Here is a 23,566-nt window from a genome sequence, read left to right on the forward strand (position 1 = left end):
AAGAGGTGTGCGGTTCGATTGTGCCGCATCGCCTGCCAAGCCCGTGTTCAGGCCGATTCTCACCCTGTGCACGAGCGGCCGGCCACAGTGACCGAATGGCAGTCAACGACGATCTGGTGGTCCTGCGCCCGGAAGGGCTGTACTGCGCCGCCGGTGATTTCCACATCGATCCCTGGCGACCGGTAGCGCGCGCGGTCATCACCCATGGCCACGGCGATCACGCACGCCCCGGCATGGGTGAATACCACTGCAGTGACGGCAGCCTGCCGATCCTGCGCTGGCGCCTGGGCGATGTGCCGGTGCAGGCGCATGCCGAGGGCGTACCGTTCCGCCTGGGCCAGGTGCAGGTGTCGCTGCATCCCGCCGGCCATGTGCTGGGGTCTTCGCAGGTGCGCATCGACGACGGGCGGCAGGTCTGGGTGGCGTCCGGCGACTACAAGCGCCAAGCTGACCCAACCTGTGCGCCATTCGAAGTGGTGTCCTGCGATACCTTCATCACCGAGGCCACCTTCGCCCTGCCGATCTACCGATGGCCGGACACGCCCGCCGTCGCTGCGGAGATCGTGGCGTGGCGCCGCGAATGCGAACAGCGCGGCGAAGCTGCCATCCTGCTGTGCTATGCACTGGGCAAGGCGCAACGGGTGCTGGCCGAACTGCTGCCGCTGGAGGACCGCCCGGCCTGGCTGCACGGTGCCATCGCCAATGGTGTGGAGGTGTACCGGCAGGCCAACGTACCAATGCTGGAGACGCTGGCGGTGGCCGAGCAGGGTCGCCAGCCGGATGCCGCCGGCCAGTTGATCCTCGCCCCGCCCTCGGCCGCCGGCACACCGTGGATGCGCCGCTTCGGTCGCCACCAGCTGGGCTTTGCATCCGGTTGGATGCAGCTGCGCGGCAACCGGCGGCGCCGCAACGTCGATCGCGGTTTCGTCATTTCCGATCACGCCGATTGGCCCGCACTGCTGCAGACCATCGAACAGACCGGCGCGCAGCGGGTGATCGCCACCCATGGCAATACCGATGCGTTGATTCCCTTCCTGCGCGAGCGCGGCGTAGCGGCTGAAGCCTTCCGTACCGATTTCGGGAGCGAGGAATGAAGGCCTTCGCGGCGCTCTACCAGCGGCTGGATCGCAGCACCGCCACGCTGGACAAGCGCGCAGCGCTGATCGATTACTTCCGCCAGGCAGGCGCGCATGATGCGGCGTGGGCGCTGTACCTGCTCAGCGGTGGCAAGGTGGGCGGCGCACGCCGCAAGATCGCCGCCAGCGGCGAACTGCGCGCCTGGATTGCTGAAGAATCCGGCTTGCCGCCATGGCTGGTGGAAGACAGCTATGCGCAGGTCGGTGACCTCGCCGAGACACTGACCCTGCTGCTGGATGATCCACCGCAGCCTTCGCCCGACCGCCCATTGGCCGAATGGATCGAACAGCATCTGCTGGCGGTGGCCAACCAGCCCGAAGCAGTGCGCCGCGCGGCGGTCGTCGCCGGCTGGCGGCAGCTGTGCAGCAGCGAACGCCTGGTATTCAACAAGCTGCTGACCGGCGCCCTGCGCGTTGGCGTCTCGCAGCGGCTGGTGCAGCAGGCACTGGCGGAGTGGTCCGGCCTGGACATCGCGCGCATCGCCCAGCGCATGCTGGGCGAGTGGGTGCCCTCGCCCGGACTGCTGGGCCAGCTGCTGTCGCCGGATGAACTACCACTGGACCGGCAGCAACCCTACCCGTTCTTCCTCGCCTCCCCCCTTGAAGGCGACCCTGCCGAACGCCTCGGCCCTGTCGAAGAGTGGCTGCTGGAATGGAAGTGGGATGGCATCCGCCTGCAGCTGCTGCGCCGGCGCGGCGAGGTCGCATTGTGGTCGCGCGGCGAAGAGCGGCTGGATGGCCGCTTCCCCGAAATCGAACAGGCGGCGATGGCGCTTCCCGATGGCTGCGTGCTGGACGGAGAGCTGCTGGCCTGGGACGAAGCCACGGACCTGCCGCGTGCCTTCACCGCGCTCCAGACCCGCATCCAGCGCCGCAAGCCCGGTGCGGCCACCCTGCGCAACACGCCGGTGCGCGTGCTCGCCTATGACCTGCTGGAACACGATGGCGCGGACCTGCGTGAGCTGCCGTTGCGGGAACGGCGTGCACGGCTTGCCGACATCGTCGGTGCCCTGGGTGATGCACGGATCCAGCTCTCACCCGGCGTTGCCGCCGAAGACTGGCCGCAGGCGGCAGCGATGCGTGACATGGCACGCGACCGCGGCGTGGAAGGGCTGATGCTGAAACGTCGTGCCTCGCCCTACCAGGCCGGGCGACGCCGCGGTGACTGGTGGAAATGGAAGGTCGATCCGCTCACCATCGATGCGGTACTCCTGTACGCGCAGGCCGGCCATGGGCGGCGCAGCACGCTGTATACCGACTACACCTTCGGCGTCTGGGACGGCGACACGCTGGTACCGGTAGCCAAGGCCTATTCGGGCCTGGATGACAAGGAAATCCTCGCGCTCGATCGCTGGATCCGCGCCAACACCCGCGAGCGCTTCGGCCCGGTGCGCAGCGTCCGCGCCGAACATGTCTTTGAACTGGGCTTCGAGGCGGTCAACCGCAGCAGCCGGCACAAGTCCGGTATCGCCGTACGCTTTCCACGCATCCTGCGCTGGCGCCACGACAAGCCGGCCAGCGAGGCCGATCAGCTGGCTACCCTGCAGGCGCTGGCGCGATGAACCGCAGCCAGGCACTACGCCGGCTGGAAGACTGGTTCGCGTCGAAAGGCTGGCGCTCGTTACCGTTCCAGCGCGCGATGTGGCGGCGCTATCTCGCCGGCGGATCCGGGTTGCTGCACACCCCCACGGGCAGCGGCAAGACACTGGCGATGTTCGGGGGACCGCTGCTGCAGGCCATGATCGACCCTCCGCCTTCGCCCCGCCGCGCCAGTGCGGTACGCCCGCTGCAGGTGCTGTGGGTGACGCCCTTGCGCGCATTGGCCAGCGACACCGCGCGCGCACTGCAGGCCGTGGTCGAGGGGCTCGGGCTTGGATGGCGTGTCGGCCTGCGCAGTGGTGACGCCAGCAACCGCGAACGACGGCAGGCGCGCGAGGGCCGCATCGACGTACTGGTCACCACGCCGGAATCACTGGCGCTGCTGCTGAGCTATGCGGATACGTTGCCGCGCATGCGCCAGCTGCGCTGCGTGGTGGTGGACGAATGGCATGAGCTGCTGGGCAACAAGCGCGGTGTGCTGCTGCAGTTGAACCTGGCGGTGTTGCGCGAAGCCTCGCCTGCAGTGCAGCTGTGGGCGCTGTCGGCCACGCTGGGCAATCTGGATGAGGCGCGCGACGTGCTGCTGCCCGGACAGCCCGACGCGCCGATCGTGCAGGGCGTGCGCCCGCGCGCGATCAGCGTGCGCAGCCTGCTGCCGGACCCTGGCGAACGTTTCCCCTGGGCGGGGCACCTGGGACTGGCGCAGCTGCCGCGCGTGCTGGATGCGTTGATGCGGGCGCGCAGCAGCCTGCTGTTCACCAACACCCGTGCGCAGGCAGAACTATGGCATCAGGCGCTTGCCGCGGTCTGGCCGGAAGACCAGGGCACGCTTGCGCTGCACCACGGCTCGCTGGATCCGGCGCTGCGCCAGCAGGTGGAAGACGGACTGCGCGCGGGCACGCTGCGCTGCGTGGTTGCCACCTCCAGCCTCGACCTCGGCGTGGACTTCCCAGAGGTTGAGCAGGTACTGCAGCTGGGCAGCCCGAAGGGCGTCGCCCGCCTGCGCCAACGCGCTGGACGTGCACGTCACCGCCCGGGCGCCAGCGGTTCCATCCTGTGCGTGCCCAGCCATGCACTGGAGCTGGCCGAATACGCCGCGGTACGCCGTGCGTTGGCCGAAGGCGTGGTCGAAGCACGCAGGCCGCCGACGCTGCCGCTGGATGTGCTGGCCCAGCATGCGGTCAGCCGCGCGCTGGCGGGCGGCTTCGACAGCGCCGCGCTGCTGGCGCAGGTACGGCGTACCCATGCCTTCGCGTCTCTCGGCGACGATCGATGGCAGGCCGTGCTCACGTTCATCGTGCAGGGCGGCCAGGCGCTGGCCCAGTACCCCGATTTCCACAAGGTCGTGCGTGATGCCGATGGCCGGTACCGCATGCACGACCGTCGCCAGGCGCTGCGTCATCGGCTGTCGATCGGCACCATCAGCAGCGATGGCAGCGTGCGCGTGCAGTTCCTGCGCGGCGGCAGCCTGGGCGCCGTAGAAGAACAGTTCGCCAGCCGCCTGCGCCGTGGCGATCGCTTCCAGTTCGCCGGGCGCCTGCTGGAGCTGGTGCAACTACGCGACATGACCGCCTTCGTGCGGCTGGCACGAGGGCGCGGTGATGGTGTGGTGCCACGCTGGCAGGGAGGCCAGTTGCCGCTGTCGATGCCGCTCGGCCGCGAGCTGGAGTGGGTCCTGTCCGGCGCCGACGACAGTGCCGAATCACGCTGGTTGTCCCCCTTGCTGGCACTGCAGCAGCAGTTGTCGGCGCTTCCCGGCCCAGAGCATCTGCTGGTCGAAGAGGTGCGGCGCCGCGAAGGCCAGTTCCTGTTCGTCTACCCTTTTGCCGGCCGTCACGTGCACGAGGCGCTGGCCGCCTTGCTGGCACTGCGCTGTACCCGCCGGCAGCGCAACAGCATCGGCTACGCAGTGAACGATCATGGCCTGGTGCTGGCACCGGCGCAGGCGATTGATCTGGATGCGGCGGAATGGAGGGCGCTGTTCACCACCGATCAGCTGCTGGACGACCTGCGTGCCGCAGTGAACCTGGGCGAGCTGGCGCGGCGCCAGTTCCGTGGCATCGCACGCGTAGCGGGCCTGCTGGTGCCCAGCCTGCCCGGCGGCATGCCGCGATCACTGCGCCAGTTGCAGGCCTCGGCAGGCCTGCTCTTCGACGTACTGCGCGAGCACGATCCTGACCATCTTCTGCTGGCGCTGGCCGAACGCGAGGTGCTGCACGACAGCCTCGATCTGGCCGGACTACAGCAGGTACTGGCAAGGATCGGCACACGGATTCTCTCGATGCAGCGTCCATCGTCACTCACGCCACTGGGCTTCCCGTTGTGGGCCGAACGCCTGCGTGGGCAGTTCAGCAACGAGGACTGGCGTACCCGCGTGCAACGCGCGGCCCTGCAGCTGGAGCGTCGCCATGGCCGATGAACTGCCGCTGCTGCGCGCGGGCGAATCGCTGATTCTGCTTGGCGCGCGTGCACTTTACTGGCCCGCGCGGCAGGCGTTGTTGATCGCCGACCTGCACCTGGGCAAAGCCGATGTATTCCGCCGCGCCGGCATCGCGCTGCCCGCCGGCGGCACCGGCGAAGACCTGCACCGCCTGCAGGGTCTGCTGGACAGGCATGCCTGCCGCGAGCTGTGGATCCTGGGCGACATCCTGCATGGGCCGGCGCATCGCGCCGCCTGGTACCAGCAATGGCTCGGCTGGCGCGAACGCAACATCGCACTGGACGTGCATGTCCTGCGCGGAAATCATGACCTGCAGCTGCCGCATGCCCAGCTGCAGGTACAGATCCACGACGAAGTACGGCTGCAGCCGTTCCTGCTCCGCCATGAGCCGATACCCGATGCAGACCTGCATGTGATCGCCGGACATCTGCATCCGCAGGTCGCCTTGACGCCATTGCGAAGGCGCTTCCCCGCATTCTGGCTGCGTGACAGGATGACGGTGCTGCCGGCCTTTTCCGCGTTCACCGCCGGACTCGTGCCTGTTCCCAACGGTGGCGAACAGATGGTCGCCTGCGTGGAAAACGGCCTGGTGGAACTGCCGGTGGCTTGAATCAAGCCGGACGAACGCCCAGCTGCGGCATCAACTGGAACTCAGGCGTGTCATCTTCACGTCGTCGCGGCAACGCCTGGACCGCCGCCAGCATTTCCTGCGCGCAGGTGCGGATGCGTGCGTGGTGCTCCGCTGGCGCATGACTGATCAGGCTGCCGACATGGAACTCGAACACATCCTCCAGTACGTCGGGCTGGTCCTCGTGCAGCATCTGCAACAGTCCGCGCAGCTTGCAGATTTCCGATTCCAGCTCCTCGACCGCGAACAACATGGCGTCCTCCTCTTCAACGACAGGCGGCACGTCCGGGCCGCAACAGGCCGCAACGGCAGCGCCTCCCGGGCCACGCGCGATATTGATCACGGAAAGGAAAACGGGCGACGCGCAATCGCGTGCAACCTACTTCTCGCATATCCGCGGTGAGGCAACCGTTAATTCACGTGACGGCGTACTTCACGCCGTTGCCGCAGCCACGTGTGCGCGAGGCGGTTCGGCCGCAGTGGCCAGCGCATCGATGAAGGCCGGATCCAGCACAAGCGAACCGAACCAGCCATGCTGGGTACCGCTGAGCACGCGCAGCATGTGGCCACGCCCACCCGGCAGGCGCCCCATCGGGCCGAGCAGCACGTCGCGCGCCTTCGCCCAGGCATCGCGGTCGGACTGGAACAGCGGCGTGAGCCAACGGCTCCAGCGCTGGTAGACCGCAACGTGCGCCCTGCGCTGCGCCTGGTAGGCCTGCAATGCAGCGGCACCACCGCCCTGCGCGCGTACGGCATCGCGCAATGCCAGCGCATCGAGCAGCGCCATGTTCACGCCCTGCCCCAGCTGCGGGCTCATCGCATGTGCGGCATCGCCGGCCAGCACCATGCGGCCGCAATGCCAACGCGTCATCACAGCGTCGCGGTAGACCGCGCGCGCGAGCTGGCCAGCGTCACGCAGATGCGCGAAGCGTGCACTGGCCTGCGGCCACAGGGTGTGCAGTTCGTCCAGCCAGGGCGTCATGCCCTCCGCCTGCCAACGTTCGAAGTCGGCGCGTGGCAGGCTCCAGAAGAAGCTCAGGCGCGGCGTGTCGTCACCGGGCCGCGTGCCGACCGGCAGCAGCCCGATCATCTTGCGCGCGGCCACGTAGCGCTGCCGCAGCTCCTGCAGGTGCGGCCAGTCTTCGGCCGGCAACAGGCACCACAGCGCACCCCATGGATACACGCGATCCAGCCCGGCACCGCCTTCGATCGTGCCGCGCAACGTCGAGGCCGCGCCATCGGCAGCCACCACCAGGTCGAATGGACCATGCATGCGCCCTTCGCTGTCGCGCAGGCGGCCCTGCTCGGCATCCACCGCGGCAATGGAGACGCCGGCATGCAGCTGGCCCGCACCTGCACGCGCTTGGTCCAGCAACGAGAACAACGCTCCGCGCTGCATGCCGAGGCCGTGCAGGCGCGCATCCAGGCCGTCGTAGCGCATGTCCATCACCGCGCGTTCGCACGGCGTATCGCCATACAGGCGGTGCACCGGCGCGGCATGCGCACGAACTGCATCGAGCAGGCCCATCTGCCACAGCACCTGCAGGCCGCTGGGTTGCAGCAGAAAACCGGCGCCAACCGGCCCCGGCGTGGGCACGCGTTCGAAGATCTCCACCTCGTGGCCATCACGGGTGAGCAGGATGGCCAATGCCTGGCCAGCAGTACCGTAGCCGATCACGGCGATGCGCAGTCGTTCCTTCATGGGCGCATTGTGCCCGAGCGCAAATCCGGATGACCACCCGGCATCCTGCCCATGGCGCTGCAATACCCGCCGCGGCGCAAAAAAAACCCCGCCGAAGCGGGGTTTTCAACGCACTGTCGAGTGGATCACTCGGCCGGCGTGATGTTCGAAGCCTGGGCACCCTTCGGGCCCTGGGTCACGTCATAGGTGACACGCTGGCCTTCCTGCAGGCTGCGGAAGCCCTTGGAGTTGATGGCGGAGAAGTGCGCGAACACGTCGGCGCTGCCATCCTCCGGCGAGATGAAGCCAAATCCCTTGGCGTCGTTGAACCACTTGACGGTACCGTTCGGCATGGTGATGCGAGACCTTATGCAATGAATGGGTGGTGTACGCTGAACCCGCGCACAAGCTGAGTATGCAAAGCTTGCTCGGGGAAGACAATCACCCCCGCGCCAATTCGCCCACCAGTTCCGGAAGTCCGTTGCTTGCCGCCTGCACATTGGCCAGCACTTCGGCCATCGTAATCTCCTCGCCATCACCGCAGCCGGCGGCCCAGTTGGCGATGATCGCCAGGCAGGCGTAATCCAGCCCCAGCTCGCGTGCCAGCGCGGCCTCCGGCATGCCGGTCATGCCCACCAGGTCGCAGCCGTCACGGCGCATGCGGGCGATTTCGGCGATGGTCTCCAGGCGCGGGCCCTGTGTTGCGCCATAGCAGCCACCGTCATGGACCGTGACACCGGTCACTTTGGCTGCCGCCAGGATCTTGCTGCGCAGCATCGGCGTGTAGGGATGGCCGAAATCGACGTGGACCACGTCGGTGCCCTCTTCTTCACAGATCGTGCTGATGCGGCCCCAGGTGTAGTCGATGATCTGGTCCGGGCAGGCCAGCACGCGCGGGCCGAAGTCTTCGGTGATGCCACCCACCGTGTTCAATGCCAGCACCCGCTGCGCGCCCAGCTGCTGCAGCGCGGCCAGGTTGGCACGGTAGTTGATCTTGTGCGGCGGCAGTGAATGCCCCTCGCCATGCCGCGCCAGGAACGCCACGCGATGGCCGAGCAGCGTGCCCACGCGCACCGGGCCGGACGGGCGGCCGAAGCGGGTGTCGACCTCGTGGGTCTGCACGTCGTCAAGCTTGGCCAGGTTGTAGACACCGGTACCGCCGATCACGGCCAGGGCGATCTGTTGCATTCGAAGCACTCCATGAAAAGACGAACGCCGGCACCCGAGGATGCCGGCGATGGAAGAAGACGCGCTGTGGGCGGCTGCGCCGTTATTCCTTCATTGCGTAGATGGCCGGCACGCAGCGCAGGGTCTCGTTGACGTCCATGCCGAAGCCGAACACGTAGCGGTCCGGCAGCTCGATGCCGGCGTAGTCGGCGGTCACGTCCGGCAATGCGCGGTCGTGCTTCTTCACGGTCATCGCGGCGATGCGCACGTCGGTCGCGCCCTGCTCCAGGCACCAGGTGCGCACGCCCTGCAGGGTGTAGCCCTCGTCGAGGATGTCGTCGATCAGCAGCACGCGGCGGCCGAACAGCGAGGTAGCCGGCTTGTGCTTCCAGACCAGGTCGCCGCCGGTGGTTTCACCGCGGTAGCGGGTCGCGTGCAGGTAATCGAACTGCACGTCCTGGCCGCGCGCGCCCAGTTCCAGCGCCAGCTGGCCGGCGAACGGCAGCGCACCATGCATGATCGACAGGAACAGCGGCACCTCGCCCTTGTAATCGCGCGCGATGGCGTCGGCGATACCAGCGATGGCCTTGTCGATGGTGGGGCGGTCGACCAGCAGGTCAGCCTGGGCCAGGGCCTGGGAAATGGTGAGGTTGGGCATCAGACGGTTCTTCCAAGGGTTTCAAGCAGACGGGATTGGGTGTCGCCATGGCGGGCATCGGCCAGCAGGCCGTCCCAGCCGAGCGCGCCGCGGCCCAGCAGGCCGAGCAGCGCAGCAGTATTGAGGGAGCGTCCCTGCACCGCGTGCAGGGCTTCATCGACCAGTTCCGGGTGGCAGACCAGCACCACGTCGCAGCCGGCATCCAGGTGCGCGTGCACGCGTGCCGGCACGCCACCGGCGCTGTGCGAGGCGGCCATGCCGATGTCATCGGAGAACACCACGCCGCGGAAGCCGAGCTCACCGCGCAGGATGTCCTGGATCCAGCGCGGCGAGTAGCCGGCCGGCTCCGGTGCCACCTGCGGATAGATCACGTGGGCCATCATCACTGCATCGGCACCGGCGGCCATGCCGGCCTGGAACGGCACCAGGTCCTGCGCGCGCAGTTCGTCCAGCGCGCGCGGATCGATCGCAGTATCGACGTGGGTGTCTTCCAGCACGGTGCCGTGGCCGGGGAAATGCTTGAGCGTGGCGGCCATGCCGACCGCATGCATGCCACGCACATAGGCCGCGGTGAACGCGGCTACCACCTGCGGGTCTTCACTGAAGGCGCGGTTGCCGATGGCGCGGTTGCCGCGGCCAAGGTCGACCACCGGCGCGAAGCTCAGGTCCAGGCCGCTGGCGCGCACTTCGCTGGCCATCAGCCAGGCGTGCTGCTCGGCCAGGGCCAGGGCCTGCTGCGGGTCGGTGGCGTACAGTGCACCGATGTCCTGCAGCGGCGGCAGCTCGCTGTAGCCTTCGCGGAAGCGCTGCACGCGACCGCCTTCCTGGTCCACGCAGATCAACTGCGGGCGCGGGGCAGCGGCACGGATCGCCGCGCTCAGATCGGTCACCTGCTGGCGCGAGGCGAAGTTGCGCTTGAACAGCACCACCCCGGCCACGGCATCGTGCTGCAGCCAGTCACGTTCCTGGGCGGTCAGTTCGGTGCCGGCAACGCCGATCAGCAGCATGGTCGATCTCCACAACGCGCGCCCGGATGGCGCAGTGCCGCATTGTCGCAGAACCGGCCGACAGGCGCAGTGGTCAAGGCAAAAGCGAGGTGTGGGGTCAGATCCCCACAGGGGCTCTGACCCCGATCTGCTCAGACCTTGCAGCCGTCCGGGCCGCAGGCCTCGTCGCCGTCAGCCGGGGTGGCCGGGGCGCCCTGTTCGGCCGCGATCTGCTGCAGGGCCTGGGCGAACGCTTCCGGCGGCTGGGCCCCGGAAATGGCCCACTTCCCATCGATGACGAAGGTCGGCACCGAGGAAATGCCCAATGCATGGGCCTGTGCAAGCTTGGCTTCGACCTCGGCCAGGCCGCGGTCGGAGGCCAGCATCTGCGCGATTTCACCACCGTCCAGGCCGCCCGCCACGCCGGCCTTCACCAGCACCGCGGTATCGGCCAGATTCTGGCCATGCTCGAAGTGGGCACGGAACAGTGCTTCGCCGACTGCATCCTGCACGCCGTGCTCGCCGGCCAGCCACAACACCCGATGCGCCGGCAGCGTGGTCACCCGCACCTGGCCCTGGCTGAAATCCATCGGCAGGCCCTCGCCCCGCGCGGTGGTCTGGGTCTGGCCGAGGATCTGCTCGGTGCGCTCGACGCCACCGAACTTGCGCACATAGGCCTCGCGCAGCGGCACCGGAGTGTCGTCCGCGTCCGGGTCCAGCTGGAACGGCTGCCAGTGGATATCGAGTTCAGGCGCGTTGGCGCCCAGCAACTGCACACCCTGCTGGAAGCGATGCTTGCCGATCCAGCACCAGGGGCAGACCACGTCGGAGTAGATGTCGATTCTCATCCCCACCACATGGGGCCCGCCTCCCTCGAAAAAAGGGGGCGGAGGGGATTAAGTCGTTTCCAGCACAGCTGGGGTAAAGACGACTTAATCCCCTCCGTCCCCTTTTTGGGGGCTTCACCACTGTGAATAGGGGTGACTGGCCAGCGCGACGTTGTAGTAGCGCGCATCGTCGGTGACTTCGGCACCCACCCAGTCCGGCAGGTCGATCGCCTGGTCGGCGCTGTCCAGCTCGACTTCGGCCACCACCAGGCCGGCGTTGTCGCCGAGGAACTCGTCCACTTCCCAGGTCAGGCCGGCGTGTTCGACCAGATGGCGGCGCTTGTCGATCAGGCCCCCCACGCACAACGCCAGCAGTGCGCGAGCATCGTCCACCGGGATCGGGTAGTCGAACTCCTGGCGGGTATGGCCGATGGTGCGCGACTTCAGGTTCAGCGCGGCGTGGTCGCCTTCGATGCGCACGCGTACCGAAGCATTCTGGGTGCCGCGGTCGAGCGCGCCCATGTCGTTGATGTAGCCCTGCGCCATCGGGATCACCCGGTGCGCGGCGGTGCGCCAGCCATCACTGCTGACGAGGAATTTGCGTTCGATTTCGATGCCCATCGCGCTATTATGCGCGATGGGCATGACAGCCGATCAGCGCTTCTCGAACACCGCGATGCTTTCCACGTGCGCGGTGTGCGGGAACATGTCCATGGCACCGGCGCTGACCAGGGTGAAGCCCTGTTCGTTGACCAGGTAGCCGGCATCGCGCGCCAGCGAGCCGGGGTGGCAGCTGACGTAGACGATGCGCTTGAACTGCTTCAGCGGCAGCTGCTGCAGCACTTCGATCGCACCCGAGCGCGGCGGGTCCAGCAGCAGCTTGTCGAAGCCCTGGCGCATCCACGGGGTGCTGCGCTGGTCCTGGGTCAGGTCGGCGCTGAAGAACTGCGCGTTGGCCAGGCCGTTGCGCTCGGCGTTCTCACGCGCACGCGCCACCAGGCCGGCATCGCCTTCCACGCCGACCACCTCGCGCACGCGGCGCGCCAGCGGCAGGGTGAAGTTGCCCAGACCGCAGAACAGGTCCAGCACGCGCTCGTCCTCGCCCGGTTCCAGCAGGTCCAGGGCGTGGGCGATCATCTTCTCGTTGAGCTTGGCATTGACCTGGATGAAGTCCAGCGGGCGGAACGCCAGCTCGACATCCCACGGCGCCAGACGGAACGACAGCGGCACGCCCTGCCCGTCCAGCGGCTGCACGGTGTCCACGCCGCCGGACTGCAGGTAGATCACGAAGCCATGCTGCTGGCCGAAGGCCGCCCAGGCCACGCGGTCGGCATCGCTGAGCGGCTGCAGGTGGCGCACGGTCAGGACCACGGCCTGGTCACCGGCGATGAATTCGATCTGCGGGATGTCACGCTTGCCATCGAGTGACTCGATGAAGGTGGACAGCGCCTCGACCTTGGTGCCGATCTCGGGGATCACGGTCAGGCACTGGCTGAGGTCGGCGACGAAGCGCGGATCCTGTTCACGGAAGCCGACCAGGGTCTTGTCCTTCTTCTCGACCCGGCGCACCGAGAAGCGGCCCTTGCGGCGGTAGCCCCAGCTCTCACCGACCAGCGGCGCCAGCACGGTGCCCGGCTTCACATGGCCGATCCGCTCCAGGTTGTCCATCAGCACGCGCTGCTTGGCGACGATCTGCTGGTCCTCGTCCAGGTGCTGCAGCACGCAACCGGCGCAGGTACCGAAATGGGGGCACTTGGGGGTCACCCGCTGCGGCGAGGCCTGCAGCACCTCCACGGTGCGCGCCTCGTCGAAATGGCGGCTGCGGGCGGTCTGTTCAGCCATCACCACCTCGCCGGGCAGGGCGCCACTGACGAAGGTGACCTTGCCGCCCTCGCCTTCACGGCGGGCGACACCGCGACCATCATGGCTGAGGTCGAGGATCTCGGTCTGGAATGGGGTACGGTCGGTGCGGGAACGGGATCGGGCCACGTGGCAACAGGCTGCGGGCAAAAATGGGGGCGTATTGTCGCAGATCCTGACCGGCGGGGCCCGGACCCGCTTGCGCCCGTGGCCGCCGTGCTTGATGATTGGGACAGCTGACATGGAGGCAGCCCTGATGCAGATGACCCCGCGGGCCGCACGGCCCCGCTTCCTGCTTGTCGAGGACGACATCATCAGCCGCGGTTTTTTCAAGGCGGCGTTGGAAACGTTACCGGCGGATGTGGATACCGCAGATTCGCTGGCCAGCGCCCTGGCCAGTGCCGAACCCGGCGCGCACGACCTGTGGCTGATCGACGTCAACCTGCCGGATGGCAATGGCGCGCAGCTGCTGCGTGAGCTGCGCCGTTCACACCCCGACACGCCGGCGCTGGCACATACCGCCGACGGCGATACCTCCATCCACGCCCGCCTGCGCGAAGCCGGTTTCAGCGACACCCTGGTCAAGCCACTGGGCCGCGACCAGCTGCTGAAGGCGGTGCGCCGTGCGCTGGTCAACAGCCCGGCGGGAATCTTCGTGGCACAGGCCCCGGCCGCGGTCGAGCTGGCCGTGCAGGACTGGGACGAGACCGCAGCCCTGGCCGCGCTCAATGGCCAGCGCAACCACCTGATCGCCCTGCGCGAGCTGTTCCTGGCCGAGTTGCCGGGCGTGCGTGATGCGGTGGAGCAGGCGGTGGACCAGCACGACGAGCGCCAGCTGCGCAGTCAGCTGCACCGGTTGCAGGCGAGCTGTGGCTTCGTGGGGGCGGCACGGTTGGGACGGGCGGTGCGCCAGCTGCATCATGCGCCCGAGTCCGGGCAGGCCCAGGATGGATTCCGCGCCGCGGTGGCTGCCCTGCTGCACTGAGGGTTGCTCGGCAGGGCTTGCAGCCCTGCACCTGCAGATGCTTCAAGCCAGGGCAACACCAAGGGCCAGAGCCAGAGCGGCTCTGGCTTTCTGCTTGTTGGGCGGGGCGGTGTGGATTGGCAGGACACGCCGTAAACCCCGCTCCGCGGTCCGGCCCAGCCGCTGGCGGCTGTGCGTTCGGGCGCTTGCGAAGCAGTGCTTCGCAAGCAAAGCGCCCTCACCCCTGGGGGCTCGATGGCGCCATCCATGGCGCCAACGGTCCTGCCAACCCACACCGCCCCACCCCCGACAGATTCCGTGTGACGGCTGGTAGATCCACGCCATGCGTGGATGAATCTCTGTCAGATATCGAACTCCAAATTGGGGTCGGATCCGTTTTCCTTCGGAAAACGGATCTGACCCCGTCGGCACGTCCAACAGCTCGCGAGAAACTGTCGAAGGCGGGGTCGGTCCGGTTGAGGGAGTGTCCGCGGCATGGATGCCGCGGCCAAGCCCCCATGGGTGAGGGCGCTTTGCTTGCGAAGCACTGCTTCGCAAGCGCCCGAACGCACAGCCGCCAGCGGCTGGGCCGGACCGCGGAGCGGGGTTTACGGCGTCTCCCGCAACCGGACCCACCCCGCCTACCCACAGATAGCCAGCTTTTGCAGTTGACGTTGACGTTGATTCAGCGGGTGCAGGGCTGCAAGCCCTGCCGAACACCCCTCAACGCCTGGGCGCGAGCTGCTCGAGCATTTCCCAGGACTTCAGGCCGCGCGGCCCCAGGTGATGGGCCAGCACCCGCCGCATCGGCAGGCGCAGGCTGGCCAGGTCGGCGGCATCCGGCTCTTCATCTGCCGCCAAAGCCAGCAGCGCCGAGCCAGTGGCCGCTGCCCGGCGTTCCCCGCCGCGCTCGCTCAGCAGGCGTTGCGCGCCCTCCTGCGGATCCAGTTCGTAGCGCGCCGCCGGGTCGATCGGCTGGCCATCGCTGGCACTGTCCAGCTCGAAGCCCAGGCCCAGCGCGGACAGCAGTTCGCGTTCGAAACGGCGCAGGGTCCAGGCCAGGCCGGCACCGACCGCCAGCCGCGCGCGCGCCTCACCATAGGCGAGGTACAGCTCCGGCAGCGGGTCCTGGCGCGGAGCCAGGCGCAGGGTCAGTTCACTCAGGTAGAAGCCGGCCAGCATCGCCTGGCCGACCAGGCGTGGCGCCGCATCCAATGCCTCTGCACCACGCAGCTGGGCCAGTTCACCCCGCTGCTGGGCACTGAAGCGGATCCACTGCAACGGCTGCAGGGCAGCACGCAGCACCTGACCCTTTGCGGTGGACACGCCACGCGCGAGCAGGCCGATACGACCATGCTGCGCGCTCAACACTTCGACCAGCAGGCTGGTCTCGCGGTAGGCCCGTGCGTGCAGCACGAAGCCGGTGTCGTCCTCGATCATCATCGAAGCGACCGCAACGCGTTACTCGTAACCGAAGGCCTTCAGCGCGGCCTCGTCGTCGGACCAGCCTTCACGCACGCGCACCCAGGTTTCCAGGAACACCTTGGCCCCGAACAGACGCTCCATCTGCAGGCGGGACTTGGCGCCGATCTCCTTCAGGCGGGCGCCGCCCTTGCCGATCACGATGGCCTTCTGGCCCTCGCGCTCGACCCAGATCACCGCACCGATGCGCAGCAGGTTGCCATCCTCGGTGAAGCGCTCGATCTCGACGGTGGTGGCGTACGGCAGTTCCTCGCCGAGCTGGCGCATGAGCTGCTCGCGCACCAGTTCACCAGCCAGGAAACGCTGGCTGCGGTCGGTGATCTCGTCCTCGCCGAACATCGGCGGGGCTTCCGGCAGCAGCTTCAGCACGTCGCGCACCAGCGCTTCCAGGCCGTTGCGCTTCTGCGCGGAGATCGGGTGCACGGCGGCGAAATCCCGACCTTCGGTCACCTGCTGCAGGAACGGCAGCAGCGCGCCCTTTTCCTTCAGGCGATCGATCTTGTTGACCACCAGAACGACCGGAATGCCGGCGTCACGCAGCACATTGAACGCCAGGCTGTCCTCTTCATCCCAGCGACCGGCTTCGATCACCAGCAGGCCGGCATCGACGCCTTCCAGCGAACCGCGCGCGGCGCGGTTCATCACCCGGTTCATCGCCCGCTTCTGCACCTTGTGCAGGCCGGGGGTGTCGACCAGCACCAGCTGGCCTTCCGGATAGGTGGCGATGCCCAGCAGGCGATGGCGCGTGGTCTGCGGGCGGTTGGAGACGATGCTGACCTTGGCGCCGACCAGGGCATTGGTCAGGGTCGACTTGCCCACGTTCGGGCGGCCGATGACGGCCACGCTGCCGCAATGATGGGGAGTTTGTTCGCTCACTTGGAATCCAGTTGTTCTAGGACGGCCGCAGCCGCCTGTTGTTCGGCAAGCCGCCGCGAGGCGCCTTCGCCCTCGGTGCTGGCGGCCGGGTCGGCTACGTTGCAGCGTACCCGGAAGTGCTTGGCGTGGTCGTCACCGGATTCTGACACCAGTTCATACTGCGGCAACGCCTTCTGTCGGGCCTGCAGCCATTCCTGCAGGCGGGTCTTAGGGTCCTTCTCGGGCCGGCCGGAGGCCGGCAGTGCCTCGATCGAAGCGCTGAACCAGGGCAGTACCACCGCCCGGCAGGCCTCGAAGCCGGCATCCAGGTAGATCGCAGCCACCACGGCTTCCACCGCGTCGGCCAGGATCGAATCACGACGATGGCCGCCGGACTTCATTTCGCCCGGGCCCAGGATCAGTCGATCGCCCAGTTCCAGGGTGCGCCCGATCACCGCCAGCGCGCCTTCACGCACCAGCTCGGCGCGGGCACGGGTCATCGCGCCTTCGTCAGCCTTGGGCCAGCGTTGGTACAATGCCTCGGCCGCCATCATGTTGACGATGCTGTCACCCAGGAACTCCAGGCGCTCGTTGTGTGGCGCACCGGCACTGCGATGCGTCAGCGCCTGCTTCAGCAGCGCCGGGTCGCGGAAGGGATGACCGATCAGGTCACCACGATGGAAAGGTTTATTCGGCACCGCTTCGGGTCAGGTCCTGGGATGAATCGAATTTGCCAACCACGTCCAGGTTGCCGACCAGCGGACGGCGCACTTCGTAGTTGACCTTGAGGGTCCAGCCATTGTCGCGACGGTCGAACTTCACGTTGGCCGGCTTCACGTTTTCCGAGTAGTTGATGTACAGGCGCTTGAAGAACAGATCCTGGATCCGGGCCGGCTCCATGCTGCCCACCCCGGGCTCCTTGGCCAGGCTCTTCATCGCCGAGCGCACCGCGTAATACTCCTGGTACATCGGGAACAGCTTCATGCCGATGTAAAGGAAGAAACCGACCACGATCAGGACCGCCAGGAACGAGGTCAGGGTCATGCCACGCTGCGTGTTCATCGTCTTCATTGCGTTCTCCCCAGATACGCGTTGGATGTGAAAATACTCGGTTGGTGCCCGATCAGTTGATGCTCGAGCCGATCCGCGACGGCTCGAAGCCATCCTTGCAGAACCAGCCCTGGCAGTTCAGCCAGATCAGGAAGGCCTTGCCGCGCAGGTTTTCTTCCGGCAGCAGGCCCCAGAAACGGCCGTCGTCGCTGTTGTCACGGTTGTCGCCCATCACCAGGTACTTGCCGGCCGGCACGGTCCACTGGCCCTGGCCACGCGGGTAGTCGGTCTCCAGCACGGTGTGGGTACGGCCCGGCAGGTGCTCGACCAGCAGGTTGGCGCCCTCGCCCTGGCCCTTGTGGCCGGCATAGATGCCCTTGTTGTCGTACTTCAGCGGTTCGCCGTTGAGGATCACGCCGTCGCCTTCGAAGACCACGGTGTCACCCGGCACGCCGATCACGCGCTTGATGAAGTTCTCGCCCTTGGCCGGGTCGTTGTCGCTGTGGCCGGGGAAGTGGAACACCACCACGTCACCGCGCGACGGCTCGCCGAACGGCACGATCTTGGTGTTGCTGATCGGCAGGCGCAGGCCGTAGGAGAACTTGTTGACCAGGATGAAATCGCCGATCAGCAGGTTCGGCATCATCGAGCTGGACGGGATCTTGTACGGCTCGGCGATGAAACTGCGCACGATCAGCACGATCGCCAGCACCGGGAAGAACGCACGCGAATAATCCACCAGCACCGGCTCGGAATCGAGCAGGCCCGCGCGCTGGGCGCGACGCTTGGCGAGATACAGCTTGTCCGCGAGCAGGATCAGGCCCGAGGCCAGGGTCAGCACGACCAGGAGGATCTCAAACAGTTTCATTCAGGGTCCTTTGCAACGTCACCAGACGACCGGCCCGCAGGGCCGGTGCGGGCTTACTTGTTGTCCATCTGCAGGACGGCCAGGAACGCTTCCTGCGGAATCTCCACGCGTCCGACCTGCTTCATGCGCTTCTTGCCTTCCTTCTGCTTTTCCAGAAGCTTCTTCTTGCGCGAAACGTCGCCACCATAGCACTTGGCCAGCACGTTCTTGCGCATGGCCTTGACCGTGGTGCGGGCGATGATCTGCGAGCCGACGGCGGCCTGGATGGCCACGTCGAACATCTGGCGCGGGATCAGGTCCTTCATCTTCTCGCACAGCTCGCGGCCGCGGCGATCGGCGTGGCTGCGGTGCACGATCAGCGACAGCGCATCGACCTTGTCGCCGTTGATCAGCACGTCCACGCGCACGAACGGGCCCGCGTCGAAGCGCACGAAGTGGTAGTCCAGCGAGGCATAGCCACGGCTGACCGACTTCAGCTTGTCGAAGAAGTCCAGCACCACCTCGGCCATCGGCAGCTCGTAGCTGATCTGCACCTGGCTGCCCAGGTAGTTGATGCCGATCTGGCTGCCGCGCTTTTCTTCGCACAGCTTGATGATGTTGCCGATGTACTCCTCGGGGGTGAGCACGTTGGCACGGATGATCGGCTCGCGGATCTCCTCGACCTGGTTCACCGGCGGCAGCTTGGCCGGGTTGTCCATGTTGATGATCGAGCCATCGGTCTTCAGGACTTCATACACCACCGTCGGCGCGGTGCTGATCAGGTCCAGGTTGTATTCGCGCTCCAGGCGCTCCTGCACGATTTCCATGTGCAGCATGCCAAGGAAGCCGCAACGGAAGCCGAAGCCCATCGCCTCGGAGCTTTCCGGCTCGAAACGCAGCGCGGCATCGTTCAGGCGCAGCTTGTCCAGCGCTTCGCGCAGGTCCGGGTAGTCTTCGGCATCAACCGGGAACAGGCCGGCGAACACGCGCGGCTGCATTTCCTGGAAGCCCGGCAGCGGCTTCGGCGCCGGGTCGCCGGCCAGGGTGAGGGTGTCGCCGACCGGCGCACCGTGCACGTCCTTGATGCTGGCGGTGACCCAGCCCACTTCACCGGCACGCAGCGCCGGCAGCACCTTGCGCTTCGGGGTGAACACGCCGACGTTGTCGACCTGGTGGTTGCGGCCGGTCGACATCACCTGCAGCTTGTCACCGGCCTTGATCTCGCCCTGCATCACGCGCACCAGCGAGACCACGCCCAGGTAGTTGTCGAACCACGAGTCGATGATCAGCGCCTGCAGCTTGTCGGTGTCGCGCGGTGCCGGCGGCGGGATGCGATGGACGATCGCTTCCAGCACGTCCTGCACGTTGAGGCCGGTCTTGGCGCTGACCGGCACGGCGTCGGAGGCGTCGATGCCGATCACGGCCTCGATCTCGGCCTTGGCGCGCTCGATATCGGCGGTGGGCAGGTCGATCTTGTTGATCACCGGCACCACTTCCAGGCCCTGCTCCACCGCGGTGTAGCAGTTGGCCACCGACTGCGCTTCCACGCCCTGGGCCGCGTCGACCACCAGCAGCGCGCCTTCGCAGGCGGCCAGCGAGCGGCTGACTTCATAGGAGAAGTCGACGTGGCCGGGGGTATCGATGAAGTTCAGGTGGTAGGTCTGCCCGTCCTTGGCCACGTACGGCAGTGACACCGACTGCGCCTTGATCGTGATGCCACGCTCGCGCTCGATCGGGTTGGAATCGAGCACCTGCGCTTCCATCTCGCGGGCCTGCAGGCCACCGCAGAGCTGGATGATGCGGTCGGCCAGCGTGGACTTGCCGTGGTCGACATGGGCGATGATGGAGAAGTTGCGGATGTTCCGCATCGAATCAGAAGACATAGGTGGCGGCGGCGCGCGGCGTCGTCAGGGTAACGGTCGATTATCGCACGCCCGGCGCCCAGCCGCGAAAACTGCCTCATCGGGCCGGACGCTGAACGACCGAAGCCCCGCCGGGGCGGGGCTTCGGGGGAGACGCAGGGGCCGCCGCAGCGACCCCGGCAGGCCTTACTGGCCGGCCTTGACCGCCACGAAGGCGCTGTTGCCATTGGCCGTGCGGACCAGCAGCATCACCACGTCGTCCTTCTTGAAGCTGGACAGCGCCCGGTTCAGGGCATCCACGCTGCCGACCGCGACGCGGCCGACCTGCAGGATCACCATGCCCGGCGACAGGCCGGCATCACGCGCCGCCTGGCCCTTGACCCCGGTGATGCGCACGCCTTCGTTGCCGTTGAGCCCGAACTGCTTGCGCTGGGCCGCGTTCAGATCGCTGACGTCCAGCCCCAGCAGGGCATTGGCGCCGGTCTGCGGAGCCGCCTCGGCACTGCCGGCCGACGGCCCGCGGGCATTGGCCTGCCCGTCTTCACTCAGGGCGGTCAGCGTGGCACTGAGGTCATGCGGCTTGCCGTCGCGGTACACCACCAGGTTCACCTTGCTGCCCGGTGCCATCGCACCGATCAGCGGCGGCAGGTCGGACCAGCTGTTGACCGCGCTGCCGTTGACCGAGCGGATGACATCGCCCACCTGCACTCCGGCCTTGGCGGCCGCACTGCCGGCCACGATCTGGTTGACCAGGGCGCCACGGCTGTCCGGCAGGCCCAGGCCCTGCGCCTTCAGCGAATCGATCGGCTCGACCACCGCGCCGAGCTGGCCGCGGGTGACCTTGCCGCTCTTCTTGATCTGCTCGACCGCGCTCATCGCCAGGTCGATCGGGATCGCGAAGCTGATGCCCATGTAGCCGCCGGAGGCGGAGAAGATCTGCGAGTTGATGCCGACCACTTCGCCGCGGGTGTTCAGCAGCGGGCCACCGGAATTGCCCTGGTTGATCGCCACGTCGGTCTGGATGAACGGCACGTAGCGCTGATCGGCACCGCCGGTGCTGCGGCCGAGCGCGCTGACGATACCGGCCGTGACCGAGTGGTCGAGGCCGAACGGCGAACCGATCGCGACAACCCACTGGCCCGGCTTCAGGGTGTTGGAGTCACCCACGCGCACGGTCGGCAGGTTCTTGCCGTCGATCTTCAGCAGAGCCACGTCGTACTGCTGGTCGCTGCCCACCACCTTGGCGGTGAACTCGCGGCTGTCGCCCAGCTTGACCTTCACGTCACTGGCGTCGGCCACCACGTGGTAGTTGGTCAGCACGTAGCCGTCGGGCGAGATGATGAAGCCCGAACCCATGCCACGGCCCTTGATGCTGGGACCGCCATCCTGCCCACCCGGCCCCTGCCCCGGCATCGGGAAGTCAGGGCCGAAGAAGCGGCGGAAGAACTCCGGCATGTCATCGTCGCCGCCCATCGGGCCCCGCGAGGCCTGGCGGTTGTTGCGGACGATGGTGGTGTCGACGTTGACCACGCCCGGGCCAACCTGTTCGACCAGGTTGGTGAAGTCGGGCAGGCCGCTGACCAGCGGCTGCGCGGGCGCCCGCGGTGCCGCAGCCGGCGCAGGCTGGGGCTGGGCGGCAGGCGCAGGCGCCTGCGCGCAGGCCATCAGGGGAAGGGTCAGGGCCAGCAGGCCAATGGCCTGCGTGCGGAGTCGGGGAGTCATCGGACGGCAACCTCCGGGTCGGATGGAAAGAGGAATATGGGCCCCGCCGACGGCGGGGCGTGAAGGCGCCCGGCTCAGTCGCGCGGGCGCGGCGGCACCGGCAGGTCGTCCTGCAGGCGCGGCTCGAACGGGTAGAACGCGGCACCACCGGCATGGGCCGGGAAGCTGGCATTGAGCGCACCACCGGCGGCGGGCGCCAGGCTGGAGCGCGGCCATGGCCGGGCCTGCAGCCCACCGACCTCACCAAACGGCAGGTTGCGGTTGGCGTTGGCCGGCACGGTCGGGGTCAATGGTGCCTGCGTGGATGCCACGGCACGCTGCGGAAGATCGTCACGCTGGGCGGCACGCGCGGCCTGCTGGCTGCGGGTGGCACTGGCGCGGCGGGCATCCTGGCGGCGGCTGGCCGCCATCGCCACGGCCGGCGCAGCCACCACGGCCATTGCCGCGGTATCCACCGATGCTTCGGTGACCGGCGCCGGCTGGGTCGGTGCCGGCGCCAGCCGGGCCTCGCTGGCGATCACCTGCGGTGCCAGCGGCTCGCCCGGCGTGGCTTCCTGCAGCTTCTCGCCGCCCATGAACAGCGCCACGGCCGCCACCGAGGCGGCCAGTGCGGCACCACCGCCCCAGGCCCGCCAACCGCTGCGCCGCACCTGGCGACGGGGCTCGGCCTGCGGCACGGGCTCAGCGGCAACTGCGGCGGCCACGGCGGCGCTGAAACCGGCCGGTGCCAATGCCGAGGCCTGCCCGCGCATCACGTCGCCCAGCAGCTGCCAGCGTTCCTGGCAGCCGGCCAGTTCGGGGTCGTGCTCCATCCGGCGCAGCAGGAAGCGCGCTTCATCGGCGCCCAGCTCGCCATCGACCAGGGCCGACAGCTGCTCGCGATGGCGCTGGTCCAGGCGCTGCCCGGCGGGCGATTGATGGTTCTGCGATTCGTTGAACGGATTACTGGTCATACGCGGCTCTTCTCACGGGTGGCGCTGCCGATGTCCAACAGCGGCCGGAGTTCGGTGTCGATCGCCTCGCGCGCCCGGAAGATCCGTGAACGCACGGTGCCGATCGGGCACCCCATCTTCTGCGCGATATCCTCGTAGCTCAGGCCTTCCACCTCGCGCAGGGTGATCGCCGACCGGAGTTCTTCCGGCAGCGCGTTGACGGCCTTCATGACCGTCTGTTCCAGCTCCTGGCGCATCAACTCGCGCTCGGGCGTGTCGGTGTCGCGCAGGCGGGTACCGCTGTCGAACTGCTCGGCGTCACCGATGTCGATGTCATCGGTCGGCGGACGTCGATTGTGTGAAGCCAGGTAGTTTTTGGCGGTATTCACGGCGATTCGATGCAACCAGGTTGAGAACTGGGCATCGCCACGGAAACTTCCGATCGCGCGGTAGGCACGGATGAAAGTGTCCTGGGCGACGTCCTGACATTCGCTCCAGTCGGCGATGTAGCGACCGACCAGGGCCACGACCCGATGCTGGTACTTGCGCACCAGGACATCGAACGCGGCACTCTCGCCGTGCTGCACGCGCCGGACCAGCTCCAGATCCAGCTCCTGAGGTGTATCAACATCGGCCATGAGGGGCCGCACTCCTGTCAGCCCAACCGACGTCGGGCAATGAGACTGCCAATCCCGGGAAAAGTTCAGTCGCCGATCACCTGGCGCCGCACCAGCTTTTAACCACCGTTCCGTTAGCGTCCCGGTCCACGGCCATGGATCCGGGGGCGCCACTCCCCTGCTATTGGGATTTGACGCGGGGGAAACAACCTCTGGATCATAGCCGCTTCTCCATACACAACCGGATGGAACG

Annotated in this window: 23 protein-coding genes; 5 read left to right on the forward strand and 18 right to left on the reverse strand. The window is 67.5% G+C overall.

The window, feature by feature from the left end; all coding sequences use genetic code 11:
* Positions 1-95 precede the first annotated feature (95 nt).
* Genes DFO63_RS06150 through pdeM form a run of 4 tightly spaced genes read left to right on the forward strand, consistent with a single transcriptional unit; the run spans position 96 to position 5,785 of the window.
* The gene (locus DFO63_RS06150; RefSeq protein ID WP_049447093.1) at positions 96-1,094 is read left to right on the forward strand and encodes a ligase-associated DNA damage response exonuclease; all 999 of its coding nucleotides are present in this window, start codon (positions 96-98) and stop codon (positions 1,092-1,094) included.
* Complete coding sequence (locus tag DFO63_RS06155; RefSeq protein ID WP_119006605.1) at positions 1,091-2,698, forward strand: ATP-dependent DNA ligase; 1,608 nt, start codon at positions 1,091-1,093, stop codon at positions 2,696-2,698. Before DFO63_RS06150 ends, DFO63_RS06155 begins: the two co-directional genes overlap by 4 nt.
* On the forward strand, positions 2,695-5,154 hold the full coding sequence (locus DFO63_RS06160) for a ligase-associated DNA damage response DEXH box helicase (RefSeq protein ID WP_119006606.1): 2,460 nt from the start codon (positions 2,695-2,697) through the stop codon (positions 5,152-5,154). The genes DFO63_RS06155 and DFO63_RS06160 overlap by 4 nt, the downstream gene beginning before the upstream one ends.
* Entirely contained in the window at positions 5,144-5,785 is a 642-nt protein-coding gene (pdeM, locus tag DFO63_RS06165; protein ID WP_049447088.1) for a ligase-associated DNA damage response endonuclease PdeM, read from the forward strand. The genes DFO63_RS06160 and pdeM overlap by 11 nt, the downstream gene beginning before the upstream one ends.
* 1 nt (position 5,786) lies before the next feature.
* On the opposite strand, the gene DFO63_RS06170 is transcribed toward pdeM, so the two are convergent.
* The 9 genes from DFO63_RS06170 to rlmD all read right to left on the reverse strand — a co-directional run bounded on the left by DFO63_RS06170 (position 5,787) and on the right by rlmD (position 13,111).
* Positions 5,787-6,056, reverse strand: coding sequence for a hypothetical protein (locus DFO63_RS06170; protein ID WP_014038076.1), 270 nt, complete (start codon positions 6,054-6,056; stop codon positions 5,787-5,789).
* A 180-nt stretch (positions 6,057-6,236) separates the two neighbouring features.
* On the reverse strand, positions 6,237-7,505 hold the full coding sequence (locus DFO63_RS06175) for an NAD(P)/FAD-dependent oxidoreductase (protein ID WP_119006607.1): 1,269 nt from the start codon (positions 7,503-7,505) through the stop codon (positions 6,237-6,239).
* Between the two features lie 125 nt (positions 7,506-7,630).
* A complete protein-coding gene (locus DFO63_RS06180; protein ID WP_005410590.1) occupies positions 7,631-7,837 on the reverse strand; it encodes a cold-shock protein in 207 nt (68 codons plus the stop codon).
* 88 nt (positions 7,838-7,925) lie between these two features.
* Positions 7,926-8,672, reverse strand: coding sequence for an S-methyl-5'-thioinosine phosphorylase (locus tag DFO63_RS06185; protein WP_006461208.1), 747 nt, complete (start codon positions 8,670-8,672; stop codon positions 7,926-7,928).
* Between the two features lie 82 nt (positions 8,673-8,754).
* Complete coding sequence (locus DFO63_RS06190; protein WP_014038078.1) at positions 8,755-9,309, reverse strand: hypoxanthine-guanine phosphoribosyltransferase; 555 nt, start codon at positions 9,307-9,309, stop codon at positions 8,755-8,757.
* On the reverse strand, positions 9,309-10,316 hold the full coding sequence (nagZ, locus tag DFO63_RS06195) for a beta-N-acetylhexosaminidase (protein ID WP_119006608.1): 1,008 nt from the start codon (positions 10,314-10,316) through the stop codon (positions 9,309-9,311). Before nagZ ends, DFO63_RS06190 begins: the two co-directional genes overlap by 1 nt.
* 131 nt (positions 10,317-10,447) lie before the next feature.
* Positions 10,448-11,143, reverse strand: a complete 696-nt coding sequence (locus DFO63_RS06200) for a DsbA family oxidoreductase (RefSeq protein ID WP_101765908.1) — start codon at positions 11,141-11,143, stop codon at positions 10,448-10,450.
* Between the two features lie 114 nt (positions 11,144-11,257).
* Positions 11,258-11,743 carry a CYTH domain-containing protein gene (locus DFO63_RS06205; protein ID WP_049447080.1) on the reverse strand — a complete coding sequence of 162 codons (486 nt, stop codon included), beginning with the start codon at positions 11,741-11,743 and terminating at the stop codon, positions 11,258-11,260.
* Positions 11,744-11,776: 33 nt separating this feature from the next.
* A complete protein-coding gene (gene rlmD, locus DFO63_RS06210; RefSeq protein WP_087923290.1) occupies positions 11,777-13,111 on the reverse strand; it encodes a 23S rRNA (uracil(1939)-C(5))-methyltransferase RlmD in 1,335 nt (444 codons plus the stop codon).
* A 127-nt stretch (positions 13,112-13,238) separates the two neighbouring features.
* On the opposite strand from rlmD, the gene DFO63_RS06215 reads away from it, so the two are divergent.
* Positions 13,239-13,967 (forward strand): response regulator, encoded by a 729-nt coding sequence (locus DFO63_RS06215; protein ID WP_014647994.1) that lies wholly within the window; start codon positions 13,239-13,241, stop codon positions 13,965-13,967.
* Between the two features lie 702 nt (positions 13,968-14,669).
* On the opposite strand, the gene recO is transcribed toward DFO63_RS06215, so the two are convergent.
* The 9 genes from recO to rpoE form a co-directional block, all read right to left on the reverse strand.
* The gene (gene recO, locus DFO63_RS06220; protein WP_049447075.1) at positions 14,670-15,389 is read right to left on the reverse strand and encodes a DNA repair protein RecO; all 720 of its coding nucleotides are present in this window, start codon (positions 15,387-15,389) and stop codon (positions 14,670-14,672) included.
* A gap of 18 nt (positions 15,390-15,407) precedes the next feature.
* A complete protein-coding gene (gene era / locus DFO63_RS06225) occupies positions 15,408-16,304 on the reverse strand; it encodes a GTPase Era (protein ID WP_005410599.1) in 897 nt (298 codons plus the stop codon).
* Entirely contained in the window at positions 16,301-16,981 is a 681-nt protein-coding gene (rnc, locus tag DFO63_RS06230) for a ribonuclease III (protein WP_049447073.1), read from the reverse strand. Before rnc ends, era begins: the two co-directional genes overlap by 4 nt.
* Positions 16,971-17,354: a DUF4845 domain-containing protein gene (locus DFO63_RS06235; RefSeq protein ID WP_014038086.1), complete on the reverse strand. Its 384-nt coding sequence runs from the start codon at positions 17,352-17,354 to the stop codon at positions 16,971-16,973. The genes rnc and DFO63_RS06235 overlap by 11 nt, the downstream gene beginning before the upstream one ends.
* A gap of 52 nt (positions 17,355-17,406) precedes the next feature.
* Complete coding sequence (lepB, locus tag DFO63_RS06240; RefSeq protein WP_014038087.1) at positions 17,407-18,201, reverse strand: signal peptidase I; 795 nt, start codon at positions 18,199-18,201, stop codon at positions 17,407-17,409.
* Between the two features lie 53 nt (positions 18,202-18,254).
* Entirely contained in the window at positions 18,255-20,048 is a 1,794-nt protein-coding gene (gene lepA, locus DFO63_RS06245; protein ID WP_014038088.1) for a translation elongation factor 4, read from the reverse strand.
* Between the two features lie 180 nt (positions 20,049-20,228).
* Complete coding sequence (locus DFO63_RS06250; protein ID WP_119006609.1) at positions 20,229-21,764, reverse strand: DegQ family serine endoprotease; 1,536 nt, start codon at positions 21,762-21,764, stop codon at positions 20,229-20,231.
* Between the two features lie 74 nt (positions 21,765-21,838).
* Entirely contained in the window at positions 21,839-22,717 is an 879-nt protein-coding gene (locus DFO63_RS06255) for a sigma-E factor negative regulatory protein (RefSeq protein ID WP_014038090.1), read from the reverse strand.
* Complete coding sequence (gene rpoE, locus DFO63_RS06260; protein ID WP_014038091.1) at positions 22,714-23,334, reverse strand: RNA polymerase sigma factor RpoE; 621 nt, start codon at positions 23,332-23,334, stop codon at positions 22,714-22,716. Before rpoE ends, DFO63_RS06255 begins: the two co-directional genes overlap by 4 nt.
* Between the last annotated feature and the right edge of the window lie 232 nt (positions 23,335-23,566).

Source organism: Stenotrophomonas sp. AG209, assembly GCF_003550055.1.
In the GTDB taxonomy this organism is placed as follows: Bacteria; Pseudomonadota; Gammaproteobacteria; order Xanthomonadales; family Xanthomonadaceae; genus Stenotrophomonas.